Source organism: Cryptosporangium aurantiacum (assembly GCF_900143005.1).
Lineage (GTDB): Bacteria > Actinomycetota > Actinomycetes > Mycobacteriales > Cryptosporangiaceae > Cryptosporangium > Cryptosporangium aurantiacum.
The window spans coordinates 454,893-477,055 of sequence record NZ_FRCS01000004.1 but is presented as its reverse complement, the minus strand read 5'-3'; the positions used below and the strand labels follow the sequence as shown (position 1 = coordinate 477,055).

Below are 22,163 nucleotides of genomic sequence, written 5' to 3'. Positions count from 1 at the left end.
GAGGCAACCAGTGGGCCCGGGGAAGCTTGAGGTTTGCTGTGTGCTGCTCGACCTCCGATAGTGGCCACCGTTGACCGTGTGGGGCAGGATGTCCGGCGGGGGAGAAGAGGCGCTGGAAGTGACTGCGTTGGATCCGAATGCACAGCAACAACAGCACAAGGGACGGCGGCGCAGGCCGCAGGGCTGGCTGCGCTGGGGCGCCCCCGCGCTCATCGGCGTGGCGGTGCTCGCTTCGGTGATCCTGCTGGTCGGCGCCTTCAAGGGCTTGTCAGAGGCCGCCTGTGCGATGGAGCCCCGCGCGTTACGGGCCGCGTTACCGGCCGCGGTGCCCCAGCCCGGCGACTCCCGCTCCGGCACCTCCACGTTCTTCGACCTCGCCGCGTCCGGCGGATCCGGCTGCTCGTACGACGGCCCGCCCGCCGACGGCATGTACCTCGCGCTCGGCTTCGACGAGTTCTCCGGCGGGGCGGCCTGCGGCACGTACTTCAACATCACCGGCCCGAACGGCAACACGGTGCGCGTCCAGGTCATCGACGCCTGTGCGCCGTGCGCGCCCGGCCAGATCGACCTGAGCGAGAAGGCGTTCTCGCAGCTCGCCGACCCCGACGCCGGCATCATCCCGGTCACCTACCGCGCGGTCGCGAACCCGGCGGTGCCCGGCCCGCTGAAGTTCAAGGTGGAAGAAGCCACCCCGTACTACCTGGCGCTGCTGCCGATCAACCACGGCAACCAGCTGACGAAGGTCGAGGTCGACGGCGGCAACGGCTGGCAGACCACGTCCCGCCGCGGCGACGGGTACTTCACGGCCGATGCCGCCGGCGGTGGCCCGTTCCGGATCCGCGTCACCGACCTCCAGGGCCACGTGACGACGGTCAGCGGCGTCAACCTCTCCAGCGGCTCGACGGCCAGCACCGGCGTCTACATGTACTCCGGCTCCGGCGGCGGCACGCCGACCACCAAGAAGTCGAAGTCCCCGTCACCCTCGGTGACGCCAACGCCGAAGCGGACGCTCACGCTGCCCCCGGCCATCGCCGCCACCGATGCGCCGAACCAGCCCGCAGCCGGACGTCCCGACGCCACCTCGAGCGTGGTCGCCGAACCCCAGCAGTGCTGATTCGGCCGCTGGCGCCGGGGGAGTGCCAGGTCTGGTGGGCGCGCCCGCTGACCGACGCCAGTCCCGACGCGCTGGCCGGCCTGCTCGACGACGTCGAACGCAGCCGCCGCGCGACGTTCCGGCGGGACGAGGACCGCGCACGCTTCACGGTGGCCGCGGCGCTGTTGCGGCTGCTGGGCGGCGCGCACCTGGGCGTCGCTCCGGAGCGTCTCACGGTCACCCGGTCGTGCCCGGACTGCGACCGGCCGCACGGGCGACCCGCGTTGCCTGCGGCGGGCTGGGAGTGCTCGGTGTCCCACTCCGGTGACCGGGTAGCGGTGGCGATCGGCCGCACCGGCGCGCTCGGCGTCGACGTCGAGGCGCAGGTGCGACGCGCCGACGTCGACGTGCGCGAGATGGTGCTCTCACCGGAGGAATCAGCAGCCCCGGACGAGCTGATCACCTATTGGGTGCGCAAGGAAGCCGTGCTCAAGGCGACCGGCGAGGGGCTCCGCGTCGGTCTCAAGCAGGTCGTGGTCAGCCCGGCGGACGCCGCTCCGGCGCTCGTCCGGGCACACCGCGACGACCTCCCGGGCCGGACCGTGCTCCGGACGCTCGACCCGGGCGCCGGCTACCGAGCCTGCCTGGCCGTGCTGGACACCCCGACGCCGGCCGTCACCGAACTGGACGCCGGCCCGGTGCTCGCCGAAGCGTCGTCGCGGTGACAGCTGGAGAGTCGGCTAGCTGACCGGCGTTCACCCAGCTCGACGCTACGGTCAGGGCCACCTCGGCGCGGCCCCCTCGACGCGCCGTCCGTCCGCCTAGGAGAACCGGTGCGTCGCCCGCTGCTCTATACCCTCGTTGCGATGATCGGATTGGGGCTCGGCGCCGGGCTGGCGCTGTTCGAGCCCTGGCGCGCGTTCACGAACACCACGGTCGAAGAGGCCGCGCCGAGCGTCGGCACCACGGGCTCGGCCGAGAGCGCGAGGGAAACCACCGTCCTCGCCCGCGGCACGCTGATCAGCCACGAGCACGACACCAGCGGCACGGTCATCCTGTTCCAGCAGCCGGACGGCAGCCGGATCCTCCGGATCGAGAACCTCAAGACCTCCGACGGTCCGGACGTCAAGATCTGGCTGACCAACGCGCCCGTCATCGAGGGGACTGCCGGTTGGCGGGTGTTCGACGACGGCAAGCACGTTGATCTCGGCGATCTGAAGGGCAACCTCGGCAGCCAGAACTACGAGGTGCCCGCCGACGCCGACCTGAAGACGCTGACCAGCGTCTCGATTTGGTGCGCGCGGTTCCACGTCTCGTTCGGCGCCGCCCAACTGACCGCGGTCTAGCCGCCCGGCTCGACCAGGGCGGTCTCGTAGGCGAGCACGACGGCCTGGGCCCGGTCGCGCAGGTCGAGCTTGGCCAGGATGCGGCCGACGTGCGTCTTGACGGTCTGCTCGGACACCACCAGCCCGGCCGCGATCTCGCCGTTCGAGAGCCCGCGGGCGATCAGCGTCAGCACCTCGGTCTCCCGTGGCGTCAGGACCCGGAGCCGCTCCGGACGCGCGCGGTGAGTGGCCGGACGGCGGGCGAAGTCGGCGATCAGCCGCCGGGTCACCGAGGGCGCCAGCAACGCGTCACCGGCGGCGACCACCCGGACGGCCTGCACCAGGTCGTCCACCGGGGCGTCCTTGAGCAGGAAACCGCTGGCGCCGGCCCGCAGCGCCGCGTAGACGTAGTCGTCCAGATCGAACGTCGTCAGCATGAGGACCCGAGGCGGCTGCGCCGCCGGTCCGTCGAGGATCCGGCGCGTGGCCTCCAGCCCGTCCATCACCGGCATTCGTACATCCATCAGGACGACGTCCGGCCGGACGCGGCGGGCCAGCGCCACCGCCTCGGCACCGTTCGCGGCCTGACCGACCACCGACAGGTCGGACTGCGCGTCGAGCAGCGCGCTGAACCCCTGCCGCACCATCGCCTGGTCGTCGACGATCACCAGGCGCACCGTGCCGTCAGCCACCGACGACCTCCGCCGCGTGGGTCGGCAGGCGGGCCCAGACCGCGAACCCGCCATCGGGCGTCGGCCCGGCCCGCAGTTCACCGCCGACCACGTTCGCGCGCTCGGTCATCCCGGTCAGGCCGTGCCCTTCCGGAGCGCCCGGTTCGAGTGGGGGACGCTCTGCGGGCGGGCCACCGTTCGTGGAGGCGGCGTTCACGACGCTCACTTCGACGGCGTCCGGGGCGTACTCGACCTCGACCCGCACCGGCGCACCCGGTGCGTGCCGGGCGGCGTTGGCCAGCGACTCCTGCACGATCCGGTAGGCACCGACGTCGACGCCCGGCCGGACCGTGCGCCGCTCGCCGACCTCGGTCACCGCGACGTCGGCGCCCGCCCGCACCGCGGCCCCGACCAGGTCGCCGAGTTCTGTGAGCCCGGGCTGCGGGCGCAGGTCGGCTGAGATCTCCTCGCTGCGCAGGACGCCCAGCAGGCCGCGGACCTCGTTCAACGCCTCGCGGGCAGTCCGGCTGATCGCGGCGAAGTCGGCGGTGGCCTCCGGTGTCAGGCCGGTCAACCGGTACGGGGCGGTCTCGGCCTGTACGACGACCATCGACATGTGGTGCGCGACGACGTCGTGCAGGTCACGGGCGATCCGGGCGCGTTCCTCGAGCACCGCGCGGCGGTGCTTTTCGGCCTCGGTCAGCTCTCGTTCCTCGCCGAGCGCCTGCCGGGTCCGGCGCAGCGTCCGGGTGATGTCCGCGACGACCGCGATCGCGACCAGCGCAGCGAGCCAGCCTGCTCGGGCTGCCGGGATCGAGGAGAACCAGAACAGCAACGGTGCGATCACCCAGGCCCCGGCGGCGAGCCGGCGCGGGGCGCGGGCGCAGAGGTTCGCGTACGCCGCGATCAGGGTGACGCCCAGCAGCGGGGGCCATTTCCACGGGTCGGAGTCGAGGACCGGGAACAGCGCGGGCAGGGCCAGCGCGACGGCGACCGCGGTGTACCAGGCGGCGATCGGATTACGCCTGAGCAGGTAGAACGGCACGGCCTGGGCGGCGGCCACGACCACCAGCATGTCGCCGTTCACGTCGAGCACCGACGGCGTGCCGAGGAGCGCGAGCGGGAAGTAACCCCCGAGCGCCAGCAGCGTCCAGAGCGCGGAGCGCACGTGCTCCGGCTGGCCGCCTCGGGTTCTGAACAGCGTCGATATCCGCACGGTCCGAGCGTAGGGCGGCCTCCCGTGGCGAGTCGTCATACCGGTGTGGGTGGTCGGCGTGCTACCGGGGGGTGACATCCCGGGCCGGCCCACCTGCGCGAGCGACGTTTCAGATCACGCCCGAGCCGGACGATCCGCAACGAATACGTTCCTAACGTCTCGCCCCGGCAGCGCCGATCCGCTGCCCCGAGGGGTGATTCGCGGTGAAACGGCGAGTGTGGACGGTGCTGGTCTTCGTGCTGCTGGCCGGGGTGCTCGGCGGGGACGCCGCGGGAGCGCTGCCCGACCAGCGGCGGGACACCGCGGCCGGGGTCGCGGTGCGGGAGCTGACCGCGCACGACCGGCTCGCGCTGCCGGGCGACTTCGTCGCGGTGATGGGGTACCGGCCGGTTCGGGCCGATGGCGCCTGGGGGACGCCGCGCGGGGCGTGCTCGGCGCCGACCGGGCCCACGCGGTACGACTTCACGACCGCCTGCCGGACCCACGACCTGGGTTACGACCTGCTGCGATACGCCGCGCGGGTGGGGCAGCCGCTCGGTCCGTGGGCGCGGGCGGCGATCGACGCCGCGTTCGGCCGTGCGATGGACGCGCGGTGTGCGGCGCTGCGGGGTGCGGTCGGCTGTCCGCTGGCCGCGGCGGCGTATCACGCGGCGGTGGTGACGAACTCGTGGCGCCAGGACTGGCGGGAACCCCGCCCGGAGCCCGTGCTCCGGTGGGTCCTGATCGCGTCCGGTCTGACGCTCGCGCCGGTTGTGCTCAACGCGTTCATCGCGGCGCGTGCACGGCGTCGGGTCTGTGAGTGGTGAGTGACGTGGCGTGTCATCCCGGTTTGGGGGCAAATATCTGTTTTCCTCGGAGGCGACTGCCGAGCGAACAGTCGGCGACCCGTCCTATTCGGAGCCTCAGAGGAGCCAGGCGATGTCCGCGAAGAGAGGGCTACGGACCGTGTGCGCGAGCACCGGTGCCGCGGCGCTGCTGCTCTGCGGCTCGGCGACGTCGGCGGTGGCCGACGACGGCTGGGGGTCGCCGTGGGACGCGCCGAGCGACTGGGAGCTGCCGCGCGCCACCGGGGTCTACGAGCAGAGCTGGCCCGGGGGAGGGGCGGCCGAACCGTGGGGCTGGGGACCGGACGCGGCGGATCCGTGGGCCGAGGCGGGAACGACCTGGCCGCGGGCGCACCGCCCGCCCGAGTACTACTGGCCGGGACGCCCGGGCCAGCCAAAGTCCGAGGCCCGCGCCCCCCAGGGGGCCACAGCCCAACGCGCAGCGGCCCAACGCGCAGCGGCCCAACGCGCAGCGGCTCAGCGTGGGGCCGCCCAACGCGCTGCCGCCCAACGCGCTGCCACGCAGGCCGCCCAACGCGCAGCGGCCCAGGCCGCGCAACGCGCTGCGGCCCAACGCGCTGCCACGCAGGCCGCCCAACGCGCAGCGGCCCAGGCCGCGCAACGCGCTGCGGCCCAACGCGCTGCGGCTCAGCGTGGGGCTGCCCAACGCGCAGCCGCCGAACGCGCAGCCGCCCTGCGGGCGGCCGGGCAGCGCGCTTCCGCGCAGCGGGCGGCGGCTGAGCGCGCGGCAGAACAGAGGGCGGCGGCTGAGCGCGCGGCAGAACAGAGGGCCGCGCAGCGCGCTGAGGCCGAGGTCGCCTTGGCCCAGCGGCAGGCAGAGCAGGCGGCCCGCCGTGCGGAGCGTGGGGCTGGGGCCCGTGCGCAGCGGCCCGACCGTGCTGAGATCGCGCCGCCGGCCGGTGACCCGGCCGACTCGGCTGACCAGCGCGTAGCCCCGGCCGCGCCGAGTGGTGCCGGGCCGGACGGGCGCGCACCCCGAGGGTCCGGCGCGGAAACGGCGCGGCCCACGGCGTCCGCAGCAGTGGAGCTTTTCCCGCCGGTGGCGGAGGGGCCGAAGGCCCCGGTCGCCGACTCCGAGCCGCTGACCCCGGCGGCGGCCGAGCACCGCCTACCGGTCGGGGTACAGATCGGCGTCGCGCTGCTCTTCTTGTACCTCGTGCTGGGCTACTTCGACCGCCGGTTCCTGCTGCTCCGGCGGCGCAACCCCAAGGCTCCGAAGGACACCGAGGACGCCGGTCTCGACCTCGTCCACGAGCACACCAGGCGCTAGGCCGCGAGCGCCCGGCGCCGGTGGCAGGCCCGCAGGTGGCTGCTGACCAGCGCCGGCAGGCCCGAGCGGACGCACGCGTCGGCACCGGCCTCCAGCACTTCGACCACCTGCTCGGCGGACGCGTAACTGTCGACGACGCCGACCACCGGCGTGCCGGGGTGCTGCCGGACCGCGGCGCGGATCCGCGCGCCGGAGGCGCCGCCGATCACCAGGAGATCGGTGTCGCCCACCTCGGCCAGTGGCGCGCAGCGCACGCTCCAGTGCGGCGGGAGCTGTTCGGCGAGGGCGGCAAGGCTGCCCGGCCCGACGACGGTCACTAGGACCGCGGGACCGGGCAGCTCGTCGGGGAGTGCTCCCCAACCGGGCTCGATGACGGAGCCCGCCCCGCGGGGCGGGTTATAGCTGTCGGTCGTGATCGTCATGGTTCCTTTGTCGGCCCCGAGCCTGAGCCGGTGCTGAACAGCACCTGTGTCGATGCTGTGAGCATCGATCGTTACGGTGGCGCGGTGACGAGGCTGCGGGACGCGCTGATCGACCGGGTGCTGCGGCTCCCCGGCAGAACCGGGCGCTACCAGGTAGAACTCGACCTGCGGGTCCCGATGCCGGACGGTGTGACGCTGCTGGCCGACCGGTACGCGCCGGACGACGAACCCGCGCCGGTGGTGCTGGTTCGCACGCCGTACGGCAGGCGCCGGCAGCTCGCGTTGCTCTACGGCGCTCCGTTCGCGCGGCGCGGCCTGCAGGTGGTGATCCAGAGCGTGCGCGGGACGTTCGGCTCCGGCGGCCGCTTCGAGGCGTTTCACCACGAGCGCGACGACGGGCTGGCCACCGTTGCCTGGCTGCGGGAACAGCCGTGGTGCGACGGGCGGGTCGCGACGATGGGGTCGAGCTACCTGGGCTACACCCAGTGGGCGATCGCGCCGTACGCCGACCCGCCGCTGGCCGCGATGTGCCCGGCGATCACCGGTTCGGAGTTCACCAGCTCCACGTACCTCGGGGGCGGCGTCGGGCTGCGCGGCGCGTTCGAGTGGGGCGTGATGGTCGCGCAGCAGGAGAGCCGCCGGGGTGGTCTCGTCCGTGGCCTGCTCGGTGTGGACGCCCGGCGCAACCGACGGGTGATGGCGGGCCTGCCGCTGTCCGGGATCGGTACGGCGAGCTCCTACTGGCAGGAGGTCGTCGCGCACGCCGAGCCGGACGACGACTTCTGGACGCCGACCGACCACTCCGCGGGCGCGGGGTCGGTCACCGCGCCGATCTCGATGTACACGGTGTGGTGGGACATCTTCCTGCTCAACCAGCTCCGCGACGTGGTGGCGCTGCAGAAGGCGGGCAGGCAGCCGCGGCTGACGATCGGCCCGGGGTCCCACGTGGACGTCCGGGGTGCGGTGGCGGCGAGCCGGGACGCGTTCGACCACCTCTCGACCGTGCTGCTGGGCGCGCCGGCGAGCGAGCGCGCACCGGTACGGCTCTGGCTGCAGCACGGCGGGCGCTGGCTGGACGCGGAGCAGTGGCCGCCGCCGAGCACGCCGACGACGTGGCATTTCGGGCCGGGCGGCGGGCTGGGGACGACGCCGGTGGCCGCGGCCGAGCCGGACGTGACGTACTACGACCCGGCCGACCCGACGCCGACCGTCGGCGGCCCGGTGATCGGCCGGGACGCCGGGCCCGCCGACAATCGGGCGATCGAGGCCAGGCCCGACGTCCTGTGTTACACCGGTAACGCGCTGACGTCCGATCTGGACCTGGTCGGCGAGGTGAGTGCGGTGGTGCGGATTCGGAGCGAACCGGGCCACGGGGACGTGTTCGTCCGGCTCTGCGACGTCGAACCGTCCGGCCGCTCGATGACGATCACCGACGGGTTCGTCCGGCTGCGACCCGGCGCAGGGCTCGACGTCCCGGTGGAGCTGCGGCCGACCGCGTACCGGGTGCGCGCCGGGCACCGGCTCCGGTTGCAGGTGTCCGGCGGCGCGTATCCCCGGTTCGCGCGGAACCTCGGCACCGGCGAGCCGGCTGCCACCGCCACCCGAACGGTGCGCGCCCGCCGGGAAACCTTCGGCGGCACGCTGACGCTGCCGGTGTACTGAGCGCCGAGCCCGCGCGGGATGACGTGAAACCGGTGCGTAAGCGCGTCTTACGGGCCGGTTTCGCGTCATCGGGCGGCGTGGTGGCTCAGTCCCAGAAGCCGACGTGTGCGGCGCGGGCCTCGGGGAGGTCGATCGGGCCCTCGACCGTGATCTCCCGCTGACCGCGCGCGAACACCTCGCGGCACGTCAGCGCGAGGGTCGGGTTCTTCGGGTTCGCGCCGGTCAGCTCCCGCAACTCGGACTCGGCGAGCGCGAACACCACCCGGCCGATCCCGGCCCAGTAGATCGCGCCCGAGCACATCGCGCACGGCTCGGTGCTCGTGTAGAGCGTGCACGCGGCCAGCTCGTGCGGTGCGAACCGCCGGCTGGCCAGCCGCACCAGGTTCGTCTCCGCGTGCCCGGTGGCATCCCGGCTGGTGACGACGCTGTTCTCGGCTGCCAGCACCTGGTCGCCCGCGGCGTCGATGAGGATGGCCCCGAACGGGTGGTTTCCGTTGATCCGGGCGTTCCGCGCCACCCCGATCGCGGTGCGGAGGTGGTCGGTATCGAGCTCGGTGAGCGCCATGACCTTATTTTTCCTCCTGACAGAGGGTGTCAGGAATTGGCCCCAGGATCGACGTCGACCGCCCACCGAGATCCAGGAGCCACTCGTGTCCCGTGCCACTGCTTCGTTCACCGTCGAGAGCTTCGACGCCGTCGGTCAGCCGGACGGCGCGGACGGGGAGACCGTGCTCTCGTCCGCGCTGCTCACCAAGGTGTTCACCGGCGACGTCGAGGCGACCAGCACCGTGCACATGCTGGCCGCCCAGACGCCGGTCGAGGGGTCCGCCGCGTACGTGGCGCTGGAGCGGATCGTCGGCAGCGTCCACGGCCGGAAGGGCAGCTTCGTCCTGCTGCACGCGGCCAGCCACACCGACGCGCGATGGGAGGTCGTCGCCGGCTCGCCGACCGGCGAGCTGACCGGGCTGATCGGGACGGCAGTGCTGGAACGGCACGAGGACGGGTCACACACGTTCACGTTGGACTACGAGCTGCCGGATCGGTGATATCGCCGGTTTCTCTCGTTCTCCGGTAGGGGTCGCGCGGGCGGCTTTACGGTGGGATGGCCGCCGTCGAAAGAGGTCAACGATGACCGACGTCCACGCCGCCCCTGTAACGGCGCCCACCGGCAGTACGCTCTCCCAGCTGGTCGAGCGCTCCTGGGAGCGCATCGGTGAGGGCATGCTGATCTTCGAGGACCAGCGCTGGACGCACGCCGAGCTGGGCGCCCGTGCCCGCCGGTTCGCGACCGGCCTGCGCGAGTCCGGCCTCCGCCCCGGCGACCGCGTCGTGGTGTGCATGGCCAACTGCCCCGAGGTGGGCGTCGCCTACCACGGGACCTGGTGGGCCGGCGGTGCGACCACCCCGGTGTTGTTCCTGCTCAGCGAGTCCGAGATCGCCCACGTGCTGCGCGACAGCGAAGCCGCGTTCGTGATCACGACCCCGGAGTTCCTGCCCAAGGTGCAGACCGCCGCGCAGGGCGTCCCCACCGTGCGCGGCATCGTGGTGGCGGGCGCGCTGCCCGCCGCCGCGGCGGGCCCCGCCCCCGGGGCTGCGGGTGGTACCGCCGCGGGCCCGGCGCCCGGCTTACCGGCCGTGCTGGACTTCGCGCAGCTGGAGAGCGCTGCGGAGTCGCCCCAGGTCGCGCGGCAACCGAGCGACCTGGCCGGCCTGCTCTACACCGGTGGCACGACCGGCCGCTCGAAGGGCGTCATGCTGACCCACGACGCGATGTCCGCGGCGGCCTGGGCGATGACGCACGCGTCCGAACAGGACGACGACCTGCGGGTGGCGCTGCTGCCGCTGCCGCTCTCGCACGTCTACGGGCTGACGGTCAGTGTGATGGCGGTGCACGCCGCGACGCCCCGCACCAGCGTCCTGATGCGGTGGTTCGACCCGGTCGGCTGGCTGCGGCTGGCCGAAGAACATCGGGCGCAGGTCAGTGCGGTGGTGCCGTCGATGCTGCAGCTGATCATGACTCAGCCGATGGAGGACTACGACCTCTCCGCGCTGCGCCGGATCGCCAGCGGTGGCGCGCCGCTCCCCGCGCAGGTGGCGGAGGACTTCAAGCGTCGGGTGCCGGGCGTCGAGATCCACGAGGGGTACGGCTGCTCGGAGCTGGCCGGCGGCATCTCGGCGGCGAAACCGGGAACCCAGCGTCCGGGCAGCGTCGGGGTGGCGATGCCGAACGTCGAGGTGCGGATCGAGCGCCCCGACGGGACGGTCGCCGACCCGGGTGAGGACGGCGAGATCTGCGCCAGGGGCCCGATGCTGATGACCGCCTACTGGAACTCGCCGGAGGAGACCGCGTACGCGCTGCGGGACGGTTGGTTCCACACCGGCGACATCGGCCACCAGGACGCGGACGGCCACCTCTACGTCGTCGACCGGATCAAGGACCTGATCATCCGGGACGGCTTCAACGTGTACCCGCGGGACGTCGAGGAGGCCATGCTGACGCATCCGGACGTGGCGCTCTGCGCGGTCGTCGGCCGGCCCGATCCGCGGCGGGGTGAGGAGGTCGTCGCGTTCGTCCAGCTCCGTCCGGGAGCGAGCGCCACGACCGAGGATCTCGTCGCGTACGGGCGGTCGCAGCTCGCCGCCGTGAAGTACCCGCGTGACGTCCGGATCGTCGATGCGATCCCGCTGACGTCGGTCGGCAAACTCGACCGCAAGGCCCTCCGCCGCACGGTCTGACGGCCGCGGGCATCGCCGGGGGTCAGGCCAGGCGCGGGGCCGCGGCGACCGTGGCCAGGATCGTCGACGCCACCAGCTCGGGCGCGTCGCTCATCGGCACGTGACCGCAGCGCGGGAGCGTGACGTGCCGGGCGGTCGGCAACCGGCGGGTGGCCCGCTCGGCCTGGCGGGGCAGCAGGATCCGGTCGCGGGTGCCCCAGGCGATCGTCACCGGTACGCCGGGTTGACCGCGAAACTCGTACCCGGCGGCGCCCCGCGCCAGGCTGCCGAACGCCGTCGCGTCACGAAGCGCGAGCGTGTCCCCGAACGCGCGCTCCGCGGAGATCCGGGTCGGGTGCGCGACCAGCGTGCCGAACGTGAGCGCGCGTAACCACCGCACGTTCGACGCCATCCTCAGCACCGGCTCCGGCAGGTGGGACGCCGCCCGCAGCGACCGCAGGATCGTCAGCGCCCAGCGGATCTCCCACCCGCGGAAGAACCCGGCAGGCGCCAGTGCGGTGGCCGTCGACACCAGGTTCGCCTTCGCCAGTTCGAGCGCCACCGCGCCACCGAGGCTGTTACCCGCCACGTGTGGGCGCTCGATGCCCAGGTCGTCGTTCAGCCAGCGAGCGACCTCGGCGACCAGAGCGTCGATAGTGGCCGGTGGACCGTCGGCCGGCAGCGGCGAGCGCCCGAATCCCGGCAGGTCGACCGCGATCACGTCGTGGTGCTCGGCGAGCCGGTCCAGGACGGGTTCCCACGCCTGCCAGCGGTGCCCGATCCCGTGGAACAACACCAGCGGGGAGCCGGATCCACGGCGGTCGTAGACCAGCGTCATCGCTCATCACCTGTCTCCGTATCGCGTGGAGACATCCTGACCGAGAACCTTACTCGCGGGTAGGGTTTTCGGAATTTCTACCCGACGTAGGCGCTGCCGACGCGGGTCATCGGGCCGCCGAGGCTGTGCCCGGCCAGCGGGACGCTCTCGTCGACGGCCGCGGTGTCGCCGGTGCCCAACCCGAGCTCGTCCAGCAGCTCGGCGACGCACGCGACGTCCGCCGCCACGCCCGCGACCAGCGCCGCGGCGTCGGTCAGCCCGGCGGCATGCGGGCAGACGTCGAGCTCGACCTGCGGGAAGTCGAGCGTGCCGGTCTCCGCGAGCACGGCCTGCACGGTCGCCCGCAGCACGCCGGTCGTCGCGCGCAGCGGCGCCTCGGGCCGGACGTGCAGCGGAAGGTGCCTGCCCACCCGCCACGGCCCGGAGCCGGGCAGCTGGGCGAGCGCGTACGGCAGGTCGTCGGCCCCGCGCGTCGTCCCGTTCGGTTGCCGTTCGCGCACCGGCTGCGGCACGTCGGCCGCGAGACCGGCCAGCACCATCCGGGCGGCCGGGTCCCGGGGATCGTCGACCTGCAGCGCGGTGGCCGCCTGGATCTTCTGAACGGTGAACCCGGCTCGATAGACCGCGGAGACGACGCCGCCCGGGTCCAGGAACGAGACCGCCAGTGCGCACGTATCGACGCAGACGCCGACGTACCGCGGATCGACCCGCCCGGCGAGCCACCGCACGGCGTCCGGGACGGTGTCGAGCACGTACCCCGGTGCCGGTTCGAGCGCGAGCGTCACCGGTCGGCCGTGGACGGTGTCGATCGTGCGGAGCGTCGCGACGAGCGTCTCGATGAAGGCGTGCGCGGCCGCGTCGTCAGCAGGTGACCAGGGCTGCCGCCACCCCAGGGGCAGCGTGCCGAGCGAGCCGTAGGCGAGCCGGTCGGGAAGCAGGTCGGCGAGCACGGTCGCGCAGTCCAGCGAGTACCGCAGCCTCGCCGGGTCGGTCCACCGCGGCTCGTGCCCGCCGGTGTTCAGCGTGACGACTTCCAGGCCGCGGGCGTCCAGTTCGACGCGGAGCCGTCGGCGGGCGCTCCGGTCGGCGGCCAGCCCGGACGCGACGGCAGGCGGTAAGCGCAACCCGAGCCCGAGGCGGGCCAGCGGTACCGCCCGCCGGATCGGCTCGGCGTACCGGTCGAGGTGCCGGACGACGTCGTCGAGGTCGGCGGCAGGGTGCAGGTCGGCACAGTAGGACAGTGGTCCGTCACCCATGGCACAACCTCGTACGGGAACTCATTACCCGGCCGCTCGCCCCGCGCCGTTGATCAACGGCACCCCGCCTAGCCACGACGTCATCGGTGGTCCTTTACAAAGCGTGAATAAAGGATCTTTTGGCACCCGGGAGGTGCACCCTATCGGATCTGTGCTCGCGTGATCCAGGTTCGGTGACCGATCTCGCCGTGCGTGATCCGTCTGAGTGACAGTAGGCGCCTGATGGGGCTGTTGGGGCAGGAGTCAGAATCGTGGTCCGCCACCACCGCAGGCCTGGAGGACTCTGGAGATGCCACGCTCCGTGCGCAGCAACATCCTGATCACCGGAGCGAGTTCCGGGCTGGGGGCGGGCATGGCGCGGGAGTTCGCCGCGCGCGGCCGGAACCTGGCGCTCTGTGCCCGGCGGCTCGATCAGCTGGAGACGCTCCGCGAGGAACTGGTCGCGGCGAACCCGGGGATCCGGGTGGCGATCCACAGCCTCGACGTGACCGACCACGACGCGGTGTTCCGGACGTTCCGCTCGTTCGCCAGCGGGCTCGGGCAGATCGACCGGGTCGTGGTCAACGCGGGCTTAGGTAAGGGCGCCTCGCTCGGCACCGGGCGGTTCGCCGCGAACCGGGAGACCGCGGAGACCAACTTCGTCGCCGCGCTGGCTCAGTGCGAGGCGGCGATGGAGCTGTTCCGGGAGCAGAACTCCGGCCACCTCGTCGTCATCTCGTCGGTGGCGGCGCTGCGTGGCGCGCGCCGGGCGCAGACCGTCTACGCGGCGACCAAGGCCGGGCTGTCGACGCTGGCCGAGGGCGTCCGGATGGACGTCGTGGGCACCCCGATCCGGGTGTCGGCCATCCACCCCGGCTACATCCGGACCGCGATCAACGAGAAGGTCGCCGGCGTGCCGTTCATCGTCGACGCGGAGACCGGCTGCCGTGCGCTGGCGCGGGCGATCGAGCGGGAACCGGCCACCGCGTACGTTCCCGGCTGGCCGTGGCGTCTGATCGCCCCGCTCTACCGGATCGCCCCGGCGGCGCTGCTCCGCAAGATCGTCTAGGTCAGGTAGACCGTGCCGTCGGAGACCTGGACGGTTTCGGACGGCAGCGCCGTCTTCGCCGGGCCGGAGATCACCGAGCCGTCGGTCGCCGAAAAATGGCTGTCGTGGCAGGTGCAGATGATCTCGCCGTTCGTCACGGTCCCGACCGTGCAGCCCTGGTGTGTGCAGACGGCGCTGAACCCTTTGTAGGTGCCCGCGGTCGGCTGGGTCACGACGACCTTCTGGGTTTTGTAGATCGTTCCGCCGCCGACCGGGATGGTGCTGCTGGAACCCAGTGCGGTGCCGGCCGGGGTGGTCGCCGCGCCGGTGGTGGCGGCTCCGGTCGTGGCCGCGGCTCCGGTCGTTGCCGCGGCTCCGGTCGTGGCGGCCTCGGTGGTGGCGGTATCGGAGCTCTCGTCGTCCTCGTACGAACTGCAGGCGACCAGCGTCGCCGTGGCGGTGAGGACGCCGACACCGGCCACCACCGTGCGGCGGGAAACTGCCTTTTTTTCGCCCATCCATCCCCCTAGGTCCCGTTCAGTGTCGCAACTCTGAGTAACGCCGTGAACTCGGGTAGTCATGAGGGTCGTTCGGTGGTCGCTCATCGAGGCGAGCGATGCGAACCTCGGCCCCGACGTGGGGGACCCGGCCGTCGCGGCCGGGCACGTCGGGCGGGGTCAGGGGTGGGCTCCGCGTCATCGCCGGGGGGCGCCATGACAGCTGGCCTGCTGCCGTTATCCGTCCTGCTGGCGCCGACACCGGTACCGACGCCGTCGCCGAACTCGACGACGTCCGGCCGGATCGGGGAGATCACCGAACAGATCGCGGCGCGCCAGCCGTCGGCCCCGGTCTGGCTCGTGCTTCTGACCGGCTTCACCGCGCTGCTCTTCGTCGGTACCGCCGCGATGGCGCGGTTGGGGCACTCCGGCCACGAGGGCTCGCACGCGTTCTTCGCCGGCCTGCTCGGCGAAGTGAAGGGCGTGACGATCCCGCGTCGGGGCAACCCGGCGACGAAGGTCGTGGTCAAGGGCTTCTCCGACTTCGTCACCACGTTCGCCGGGTACGCGGGGCCGCCGCTCCTCGGGTTGCTGGGTGCCTGGCTGCTCTCCCGCGATCACCCGGTGGCGGTGCTCTGGCTGGCGATCGTGCTGTTCGTCGGGCTGCTGTGGCTGATGCAGAATTTCTACGGCGTGATGATCGTGCTGCTGCTCGGCGGGCCGCTGCTGTTCGTGGCGTGGACGACGCCGGTGGCCGTGCAGACGCTCGTCGCCTACCTGCTGGTCTGGTCGCTGCTGCTGATCGGCGCGCCCCAGGTGCGACCGCTGTTGAGCCGGTCGGCGCGGAAGATCGATCCCAAGGCGAAGTCGAAGTCGGATCACCTCATCCTGCGCGAGATGACGTACGTGCCGCAGATCATCTGGGCTCTGCTGCACCTCGTCCTGTGCTGGGCGGCCCTCGTGTTCGGCGGGTGGCTGCTGCTGGTGGCGTGAACTTCCGACGGGTGCATCCGTCCGGCGGGTGCCGGTCGTAGAAGCAGTCGAGTACGGGCCGAGCGCCCCACTCGTCCGCGCGACCGGAACGTCCCGAGGAGGACCCGCATGTCTCGCTCCCGCGCCGCCGCGGCGGCCGCAGCCGCTGCCACCCTGACGCTGATCGGCATCGGCCTGTCCGCGCCCGCTTCCGCGGCCGACCCCGCCCAGGTTTCCGTGGTGCACGGAATCCCCGGCGCGACCGTGGATGTCTACGTCAACGGCAAGCGCACGCTCGACAACTTCGCGCCCAGCACCGTCGCCGGGCCGCTGTCACTCCCGGCCGGCGCGTACGACCTGAAGGTCGTCGCCGGTGACGCGCCGGACGGCAACGCGGCGGCCGTCGTCGAGGCGAACGACGTCGATGTGCCGGCCGGCGCGAACGTCAGCGTCGTCGCCCATCTCGACGCATCCGGCAAACCGACGCTGACGCCGTTCGTCAACGACGTCTCGAAGGTCGCTGCCGGGCAGGCACGGCTGATCGTCCGGCACACCGCCGCCGCGCCCGCCGTCGACGTGCGCGCGAACCAGAAGGTCGCGTTCTCCGGGCTGACCAACCCGAACGAGGCCAAGGCCGACCTGCCGGCAGGCACGGTGAGCGCGGACGTCGTCCTCGCCGGTCAGAGCCAGCCGGTGATCGGGCCGGCCGACGTCGAGCTGAAGGAAGGCACGGCCACGGTCGTGTACGCGATCGGCTCGGCGACCGACAAGACGCTCGCCGTCGTCGCGCAGACCATCGACGGGCTGCACTCCAACCCGTCGGCGGTGCCCGCCGGGCTGGGTAGCGGAGAACGGGGTAGCGGAGCCGGCGTGCCGCCGTACGCGCTGGTGACCGGTGCGCTCGGACTGCTCGTGCTGACCGCGGCCGGCGCCAAGCTCGCCACCGCGCGCCGCTGACCGGGCTGCGGAGCGATCGGTATGCGCCGTTCCACGGCCGTCGCGTTCGGCGTCGGTGTCCTCCTGGTGCTCGTCGCGGTGACCACGATCGTGGTGGCGCGGCGACCGGCCGAGCCGCCCACCACGGTGGGCGCCGCGTCCGCCGAGCAGCTCGCGGCGCCGACCCGGAGCACCGACGCGCCGACCCGGGGGCCCGATCCGGGGCGTGTTCCGGTCGCTCCGCAGCGGCTCCGCATCCCCGACATCGGCGTCGACGCCGTCGTCCTGCCGGTCGGCGTCGAACCGGACACCGGGGAGATGGAGGTCCCGCGCGCGGTCGACCGGGTGGGTTGGTACCGCTACGGACCCGCCCTCGACGCGCGGGCGGGATCAACGGTGATCGCGGGGCACGTCGACGACGCCGATCAGGGCGAGGGGGCGTTCTTCGAGTTGCGGAACCTCGGCATCGGCGATCGACTGACGATCACCGGTACCGATGGCACGGACCGTCAGTACCGCCTCGTCGCCCGCGAGGTGTTCGACAAGTCCGCGGTACCGCTCGACCGCCTGTTCAGCCGGGAGGGCGAGCCTCGTCTGACGCTCGTCACCTGCGGCGGATCGTTCGACAGTGCCACCCGTTCCTACCGCGACAACATCGTGGTCACCGCCGTCGAGGAGGCCGGCCCATGACCCCAGGCGGAGACGCCGGTTCACAAGCCGGCCGATCACCGGACACGACCGGCGGCTGGCCGCCGGAGTCCGTGGACAGCGACGACCTACTCGCCGCCCGATTCGCGGCAGGCGACGAGAGCGTCCTGCGCGCGATGTACGACCGGTGGGGCGGCCTCGTCTACCGCCTCGGTAGGCAGACGCTGCCCAGCCCGAGCGACGCGGAGGACCTCACTCAGGCGACGTTCGTCGCGGCCTGGCGCGGGCGGGCGACGTTCGACCCGGAGCGGGGACGGCTGGCAGCCTGGCTGATCGGCATCGCCAAGCGTCAGATGATCGACCGACTCCGCGCTCTGCAGCGTGAGGAACGGGTGGCGCGAGTCGTCGAGGCAGCCGAGCCGGTGCCTGCGCATCCCGGTCCGGAACGCGTGCTGGACCGGCTGGTGGTGGCCGACCGGCTCGCCCAGCTCAGCCCGGAGCAACGCCGGGTCGTCCAACTGGCATTCTTCGACGATCTCACGCACACCCAGATCGCCGGCTTGACCGGCCTACCGCTCGGCACGGTGAAATCACACTTGCGCCGCGGCCTCAGCCAGTTACGTCGCTCGTGGGAGGAGGTGGACCATGCGGCACGTCGACCCTGAACGACTGACCCTGCTGGCGCTCGACGAGGAGACGCCGCCGGCCGATGCCGAGGAGCAGTGGGCGCGGGCCCACCTCGCGGAGTGCCCGATCTGCGGCCGGGAGTACGCGGCGCTACGGCACGTCGTCGGGCTTGGCCGGGAGGCCGACGCGGACGACCTGCAGCCTCCGCCGCCTCCGCCGCGCGTCTGGGACGCGATCGAGGCCGAGGTCCGGTCCGAGAGCCCGCGCGCCGCCGAGGTGGTCCCGCTGTCCCACGGCGGACGCGATGCCGGTGGACACGCGGTGGTCGGAGGCCGTCGGGCGGGGCGTGGTCGGCGGATCCTTACCGCCGCCGCGGCGTGCGTGCTCGGCGTCGTGCTCGGCGTGGGGGCGACCCTGGGCTGGCAGGAGGTCCGCCGCCCGGATGCCCCCGCGAGCACCGTGGTCGCGTCGACAGCGCTGGCCCCGGTCGGCAACGAGGGCAGGGGCAGCACCGGCGACGCCCGGCTGATCCGCACCGGCGACCGCCTCGCACTCGAGATCGACGTGCGCGACCTGCCGCTGACCGACGGCTTCTACGAGGCGTGGATGTTCGTGCCGGGAACCGTCCGGATGCAGGCGATGGGGGCAGTCCGGCCAGGTGAGGTGGTGCGGTTCCCGGTGCCGCCGGGCCTGGACCCGGCGGGCTGGCGTGGCATCGACATCTCCGCGGAGACGTTCGACGGCGATCCGGCGCACTCGGCCACCAGCGTGCTCCGCGGCGAGCTGCGCCGGTGAATTTGGTACTGGGTCGTACCAGCTGTCGGGGGTGCAGGGTAGAAAGTACGCATGCCAACGCGGGTGCTCGTCGCCAACCGGGGTGAGATCGCGGTCCGGGTGATCCGGGCCGCGCGCGAACTCGGCTGGGCCACTACGGCCGTCTACGCCACCGACGACGCGGACGCCGCTCACGTCGGGCTCGCCGACGACGCGCGCGAGCTGAGCGGCGCCGGCCCGGCCGCCTACCTCGACATCGAGGGTCTGGTCGCGGCCGGTGTCGGCACCGGCTGCACGCTCGTCCACCCCGGGTACGGGTTCCGGTCGGAGAGCGCCGAGTTCGCACGGGCGTGCGCGGCGGCGGGCCTGACGTTCGTCGGCCCGGCGCCCGACGTCCTCGACCGGCTCGGCGACAAGACCGGCGCGCGGGCGCTCGCCGCGGAACTCGGCGTCCCGGTCGCCGCGGCTGCCTCGACGCTCACCGAGGCACAAGAGCTGCTGGAGAAACACGGCGCGGTCATCGTCAAGGCGGTCGCCGGGGGCGGCGGGCTCGGTATGCGCGTGGTGCGCGACGCCGACCGGCTGGCCGACGCGTACGAGCGGTGCCGGTCCGAGGCACGGTCGGCGTTCGGCCGCGACGACGTCTACGTCGAGCAGTACCTGACCGCCGCGCGCCACGTCGAAGTACAGGTGGTCGGAGACGGCACCGGCGCCGTGGTGACGATCGGCGACCGCGACTGCTCGGTGCAGCGGCGGCACCAGAAGCTCGTCGAGGTCGCGCCGGCTCCGGCGTTACCGTCCGCGGTCCGGTCCGCGCTGGCCGATGCGGCCGCCCGGTTGACCGGGTCGGTCGGGTTCCGCGGGCTCGCCACGGTCGAGTTCCTGGTCGACGCCGACGGGCTGGCGAGCGGCGACCCGGAGCCGTTCGTGTTCCTGGAGGTCAACCCTCGACTCCAGGTCGAGCACACGGTGACCGAGGAGGTCCACCGCGTCGACCTGGTCGCGGCCCAGCTGCGGATCGCTGCCGGGGCCACGCTGGCCGAGGTCGGGCTGGCCGCGGCCCCGTCGGCGGTCGGGTCGGCGATCCAGGTGCGGGTGAACGCCGAGACCTACCGCGCCGACGGCTCCCCGACGCCGTCCACCGGCACGCTCAGCACGGTGACGCTGCCCGGCGGGCTCGGCGTCCGGGTCGACACCGCCGCCCGGGCGGGCGACACCGTCTCCGCCCGATTCGACAGCCTGCTCGCCAAGCTCGTGGTCTCCGCGCCGGACGACCGGGGTGCGCTGCGCCGGCTCGACCGGGCGCTGGCCGAGACCACGTTCGACGGGGTGGCGACGAACCTGCCCGCGCTGGCGGCGATCGTCGCGCACCCCGCGTTTCGCGACGGGCTCGCCGCCGGAACCGTCACCACCGGCTTCCTCGCCGACCACCCGGACGTGCTGCGGGCGGCGTCCGCCGTGGTGGCCGACACCGTCACGGCCGTGCAGCCCGGCACCGTCCCGGCCACCGCCGACCTGCGCGGCGTCGTCGCCGCGGTCCGGGCAGCGGTCGGGCAGACCGTCCGGGCCGGCGAGGAGCTGGCGGTGGTCGAGGCGATGAAGATGGAGCACGTGGTGGCCGCGCCGGTCGCGGGCACGGTGGTGGCGGTGCCGCTCGCGCCCGGTGATCCGGTGACCGAGGGCACGGTCGTGGCCGTGGTGCTGCCCGGCGACGCGGAGACCGACGCCGCCGACGAGACCGCCGACCACGACCTCGACGACGTCCGCCCCGACCTCGCCGAGGTACTGCGGCGGCAAGATCTGCTCCGCGACGCCGCCCGCCCGGACGCGGTGGCGAAACGGCACGCGGCCGGGCGCCGTACGGCCAGGGAGAACCTCGCCGACCTCGTCGACCCGGGTACCTGGGTCGAGTACGGCGGGCTCGTCGTCGCAGCTCAGCGCACCCGCCGCCCGCTCGACGAGCTGATCGCGAAGACTCCCGCCGACGGCCTGATCGCCGGGCTCGGCCGGGTCAACGGCGACCTGTTCGACGACGACCGAGCCCAGGCCGCCGTGCTCAGCTACGACTACACGGTGCTGGCGGGCACCCAGGGCCACGCCGGACACAAGAAGAAAGACCGGCTGTTCGAGGTGATCGAGCGGCTCCGGCGCCCGGCCGTGCTGTTCGCGGAGGGTGGTGGTGGCCGCCCCGGCGACGTCGACGTGCAGACGGTCTCCGCGCTCGATACCCAGGCGTTCACGCTCTGGGCTGCCCTGTCGGGGGTCGTGCCGCGGATCGCGGTCGTCTCCGGCCGGTGCTTCGCCGGGAACGCGGCGCTGGCCGGCTGTTCCGACCTGGTCATCGGCACCCGCGACGCGTCGATCGGGATGGGTGGCCCGGCGATGATCGAGGGCGGTGGCCTCGGCGTGGTGGCACCGGACGACGTCGGCCCGGCGGCCGTGCAGGCGGCGAACGGCGTCCTCGACCTGCTGGTGGACGACGACGCGGCCGCGATCGCCGCCGCCAAGCAGGCGCTCTCGTACTTCCAGGGGGCGCTGCCCGGCGGCGCACCGGCGGCCGACCAGCGGCTGCTGCGGCACCTGATCCCGGAGAACCGGCTGCGCGTCTACGACGTGCGGTCGGTCGTAGAGACGCTCTGCGACACCGGGTCGGTGCTCGAGCTGCGGAGCGAGTTCGCGCCCGGGATGGTCACCGCGCTGGCGCGGATCGACGGGCGGCCGGTCGGCGTCCTGGCGAACAACCCGCTGCACCTGGCCGGGGCGATCACCAGCGACGGCGCCGACAAGGCGGCCCGGTTCCTCCAGCTGTGCGAGGCCTACGGGCTGCCGGTGGTCACGCTCGTCGATACCCCGGGCATGATGGTCGGCCCGGACGCCGAGAAGACCGCGCTGGTCCGGCACTGCAGCCGGCTGTTCGTGGTCGGCGCCGCGCTGACCGTGCCGCTGGTCGCGGTCGTCCTGCGCAAGGCGTACGGCCTCGGTGCCCAGGCGATGACCGGCGGCAGCCTGCTCAACCCGCTGCTCACGGTCGCCTGGCCGACCGGCGAACTCGGCGCGATGGGCTTCGAGGGCGCGGTCCGGCTCGGCGCCCGGAAGGAGCTGGCGGCGATCGCGGACCCGGCCGAGCGTCAGCGGGTGTTCGAGGCCGCGGTGGCGACGATGTACGCGCGGGGCAAGGCCCTGTCGGCCGCGACGTACGGCGAGCTGGACGACGTCGTCGACCCGGCCGACACCCGGCGGCTGATCCTCACCGTGCTGCGGTCCGCGCCGCCGGGGGAGCACCGCAGGGCGTTCGTCGACGTGTGGTGACGCTCACATCCGTATCAGGGGCGCGGTTCGGCGGTCTGTTCCGGTGAGTTCGTAGCCGGA

At 73.1% G+C, this 22,163-nt stretch carries 22 protein-coding genes; 15 read left to right on the top strand and 7 right to left on the bottom strand.

Annotated elements, in window-relative coordinates:
• The first annotated feature begins 118 nt into the window (after positions 1-118).
• The 3 genes from BUB75_RS16600 to BUB75_RS16590 all read left to right on the top strand — a co-directional run bounded on the left by BUB75_RS16600 (position 119) and on the right by BUB75_RS16590 (position 2,439).
• A complete protein-coding gene (locus BUB75_RS16600; protein WP_178379882.1) occupies positions 119-1,114 on the top strand; it encodes an expansin EXLX1 family cellulose-binding protein in 996 nt (331 codons plus the stop codon).
• Entirely contained in the window at positions 1,108-1,818 is a 711-nt protein-coding gene (locus tag BUB75_RS16595) for a 4'-phosphopantetheinyl transferase family protein (RefSeq protein WP_218617560.1), read from the top strand. The genes BUB75_RS16600 and BUB75_RS16595 overlap by 7 nt, the downstream gene beginning before the upstream one ends.
• Before the next feature lie 141 nt (positions 1,819-1,959).
• Positions 1,960-2,439, top strand: a complete 480-nt coding sequence (locus BUB75_RS16590) for a DM13 domain-containing protein (RefSeq protein ID WP_073258500.1) — start codon at positions 1,960-1,962, stop codon at positions 2,437-2,439.
• Here the strand turns inward: BUB75_RS16590 and BUB75_RS16585 are convergent.
• Together BUB75_RS16585 and BUB75_RS16580 are read right to left on the bottom strand one after the other, a co-directional pair.
• Positions 2,436-3,110, bottom strand: coding sequence for a response regulator (locus BUB75_RS16585; protein WP_245806269.1), 675 nt, complete (start codon positions 3,108-3,110; stop codon positions 2,436-2,438). The two genes, BUB75_RS16590 and BUB75_RS16585, sit on opposite strands and share 4 nt — an antisense overlap.
• Positions 3,103-4,305 (bottom strand): sensor histidine kinase, encoded by a 1,203-nt coding sequence (locus BUB75_RS16580; RefSeq protein WP_178379881.1) that lies wholly within the window; start codon positions 4,303-4,305, stop codon positions 3,103-3,105. The genes BUB75_RS16585 and BUB75_RS16580 overlap by 8 nt, the downstream gene beginning before the upstream one ends.
• Before the next feature lie 203 nt (positions 4,306-4,508).
• Between BUB75_RS16580 and BUB75_RS16575 the strand changes: the two genes are divergently transcribed.
• A complete protein-coding gene (locus tag BUB75_RS16575) occupies positions 4,509-5,111 on the top strand; it encodes a phospholipase A2 (protein ID WP_218617559.1) in 603 nt (200 codons plus the stop codon).
• A 112-nt stretch (positions 5,112-5,223) separates the two neighbouring features.
• On the top strand, positions 5,224-6,420 hold the full coding sequence (locus BUB75_RS45220) for a hypothetical protein (protein ID WP_143175247.1): 1,197 nt from the start codon (positions 5,224-5,226) through the stop codon (positions 6,418-6,420).
• On the opposite strand, the gene BUB75_RS16565 is transcribed toward BUB75_RS45220, so the two are convergent.
• On the bottom strand, positions 6,417-6,842 hold the full coding sequence (locus tag BUB75_RS16565; protein WP_073258054.1) for a response regulator transcription factor: 426 nt from the start codon (positions 6,840-6,842) through the stop codon (positions 6,417-6,419). The genes BUB75_RS45220 and BUB75_RS16565 overlap by 4 nt on opposite strands.
• An 84-nt stretch (positions 6,843-6,926) precedes the next feature.
• On the opposite strand from BUB75_RS16565, the gene BUB75_RS16560 reads away from it, so the two are divergent.
• On the top strand, positions 6,927-8,504 hold the full coding sequence (locus BUB75_RS16560; RefSeq protein ID WP_143175246.1) for a CocE/NonD family hydrolase: 1,578 nt from the start codon (positions 6,927-6,929) through the stop codon (positions 8,502-8,504).
• 85 nt (positions 8,505-8,589) lie between these two features.
• On the opposite strand, the gene BUB75_RS16555 is transcribed toward BUB75_RS16560, so the two are convergent.
• Positions 8,590-9,069: a nucleoside deaminase gene (locus BUB75_RS16555; RefSeq protein WP_073258052.1), complete on the bottom strand. Its 480-nt coding sequence runs from the start codon at positions 9,067-9,069 to the stop codon at positions 8,590-8,592.
• An 85-nt stretch (positions 9,070-9,154) separates the two neighbouring features.
• Here BUB75_RS16555 and BUB75_RS16550 point away from each other — a divergent pair, with 85 nt between their 5' ends.
• Positions 9,155-9,550, top strand: coding sequence for a DUF3224 domain-containing protein (locus BUB75_RS16550; RefSeq protein ID WP_073258050.1), 396 nt, complete (start codon positions 9,155-9,157; stop codon positions 9,548-9,550).
• A gap of 82 nt (positions 9,551-9,632) precedes the next feature.
• Complete coding sequence (locus BUB75_RS16545; protein WP_073258048.1) at positions 9,633-11,240, top strand: class I adenylate-forming enzyme family protein; 1,608 nt, start codon at positions 9,633-9,635, stop codon at positions 11,238-11,240.
• Positions 11,241-11,262: 22 nt separating this feature from the next.
• Here the strand turns inward: BUB75_RS16545 and BUB75_RS16540 are convergent, their stop codons facing one another.
• Together BUB75_RS16540 and BUB75_RS16535 are read right to left on the bottom strand one after the other, a co-directional pair.
• Positions 11,263-12,057, bottom strand: coding sequence for an alpha/beta fold hydrolase (locus tag BUB75_RS16540; RefSeq protein ID WP_073258046.1), 795 nt, complete (start codon positions 12,055-12,057; stop codon positions 11,263-11,265).
• A 77-nt stretch (positions 12,058-12,134) separates the two neighbouring features.
• Entirely contained in the window at positions 12,135-13,313 is a 1,179-nt protein-coding gene (locus BUB75_RS16535) for a sugar phosphate isomerase/epimerase (protein WP_073258044.1), read from the bottom strand.
• Positions 13,314-13,602: 289 nt separating this feature from the next.
• Between BUB75_RS16535 and BUB75_RS16530 the strand changes: the two genes are divergently transcribed.
• A complete protein-coding gene (locus BUB75_RS16530; RefSeq protein ID WP_073258042.1) occupies positions 13,603-14,361 on the top strand; it encodes an SDR family oxidoreductase in 759 nt (252 codons plus the stop codon).
• Here BUB75_RS16530 and BUB75_RS16525 read toward each other — a convergent pair.
• Entirely contained in the window at positions 14,358-14,858 is a 501-nt protein-coding gene (locus BUB75_RS16525) for a Rieske (2Fe-2S) protein (protein ID WP_073258040.1), read from the bottom strand. The genes BUB75_RS16530 and BUB75_RS16525 overlap by 4 nt on opposite strands.
• A 195-nt stretch (positions 14,859-15,053) precedes the next feature.
• Between BUB75_RS16525 and BUB75_RS16520 the strand changes: the two genes are divergently transcribed.
• The 6 genes from BUB75_RS16520 to BUB75_RS16495 all read left to right on the top strand — a co-directional run bounded on the left by BUB75_RS16520 (position 15,054) and on the right by BUB75_RS16495 (position 22,103).
• Positions 15,054-15,830, top strand: a complete 777-nt coding sequence (locus tag BUB75_RS16520; RefSeq protein WP_073258038.1) for a M50 family metallopeptidase — start codon at positions 15,054-15,056, stop codon at positions 15,828-15,830.
• Between the two features lie 108 nt (positions 15,831-15,938).
• Positions 15,939-16,766 carry a DUF4397 domain-containing protein gene (locus BUB75_RS16515; RefSeq protein WP_073258036.1) on the top strand — a complete coding sequence of 276 codons (828 nt, stop codon included), beginning with the start codon at positions 15,939-15,941 and terminating at the stop codon, positions 16,764-16,766.
• Positions 16,767-16,787: 21 nt separating this feature from the next.
• On the top strand, positions 16,788-17,435 hold the full coding sequence (locus BUB75_RS16510) for a class F sortase (RefSeq protein ID WP_073258034.1): 648 nt from the start codon (positions 16,788-16,790) through the stop codon (positions 17,433-17,435).
• Positions 17,432-18,058, top strand: a complete 627-nt coding sequence (locus BUB75_RS16505; protein WP_084741285.1) for an RNA polymerase sigma factor — start codon at positions 17,432-17,434, stop codon at positions 18,056-18,058. The genes BUB75_RS16510 and BUB75_RS16505 overlap by 4 nt, the downstream gene beginning before the upstream one ends.
• Entirely contained in the window at positions 18,039-18,815 is a 777-nt protein-coding gene (locus tag BUB75_RS16500) for an anti-sigma factor (protein ID WP_073258032.1), read from the top strand. Before BUB75_RS16505 ends, BUB75_RS16500 begins: the two co-directional genes overlap by 20 nt.
• A 51-nt stretch (positions 18,816-18,866) precedes the next feature.
• Entirely contained in the window at positions 18,867-22,103 is a 3,237-nt protein-coding gene (locus BUB75_RS16495; RefSeq protein WP_073258030.1) for a carboxyl transferase domain-containing protein, read from the top strand.
• Positions 22,104-22,163 lie beyond the last annotated feature (60 nt).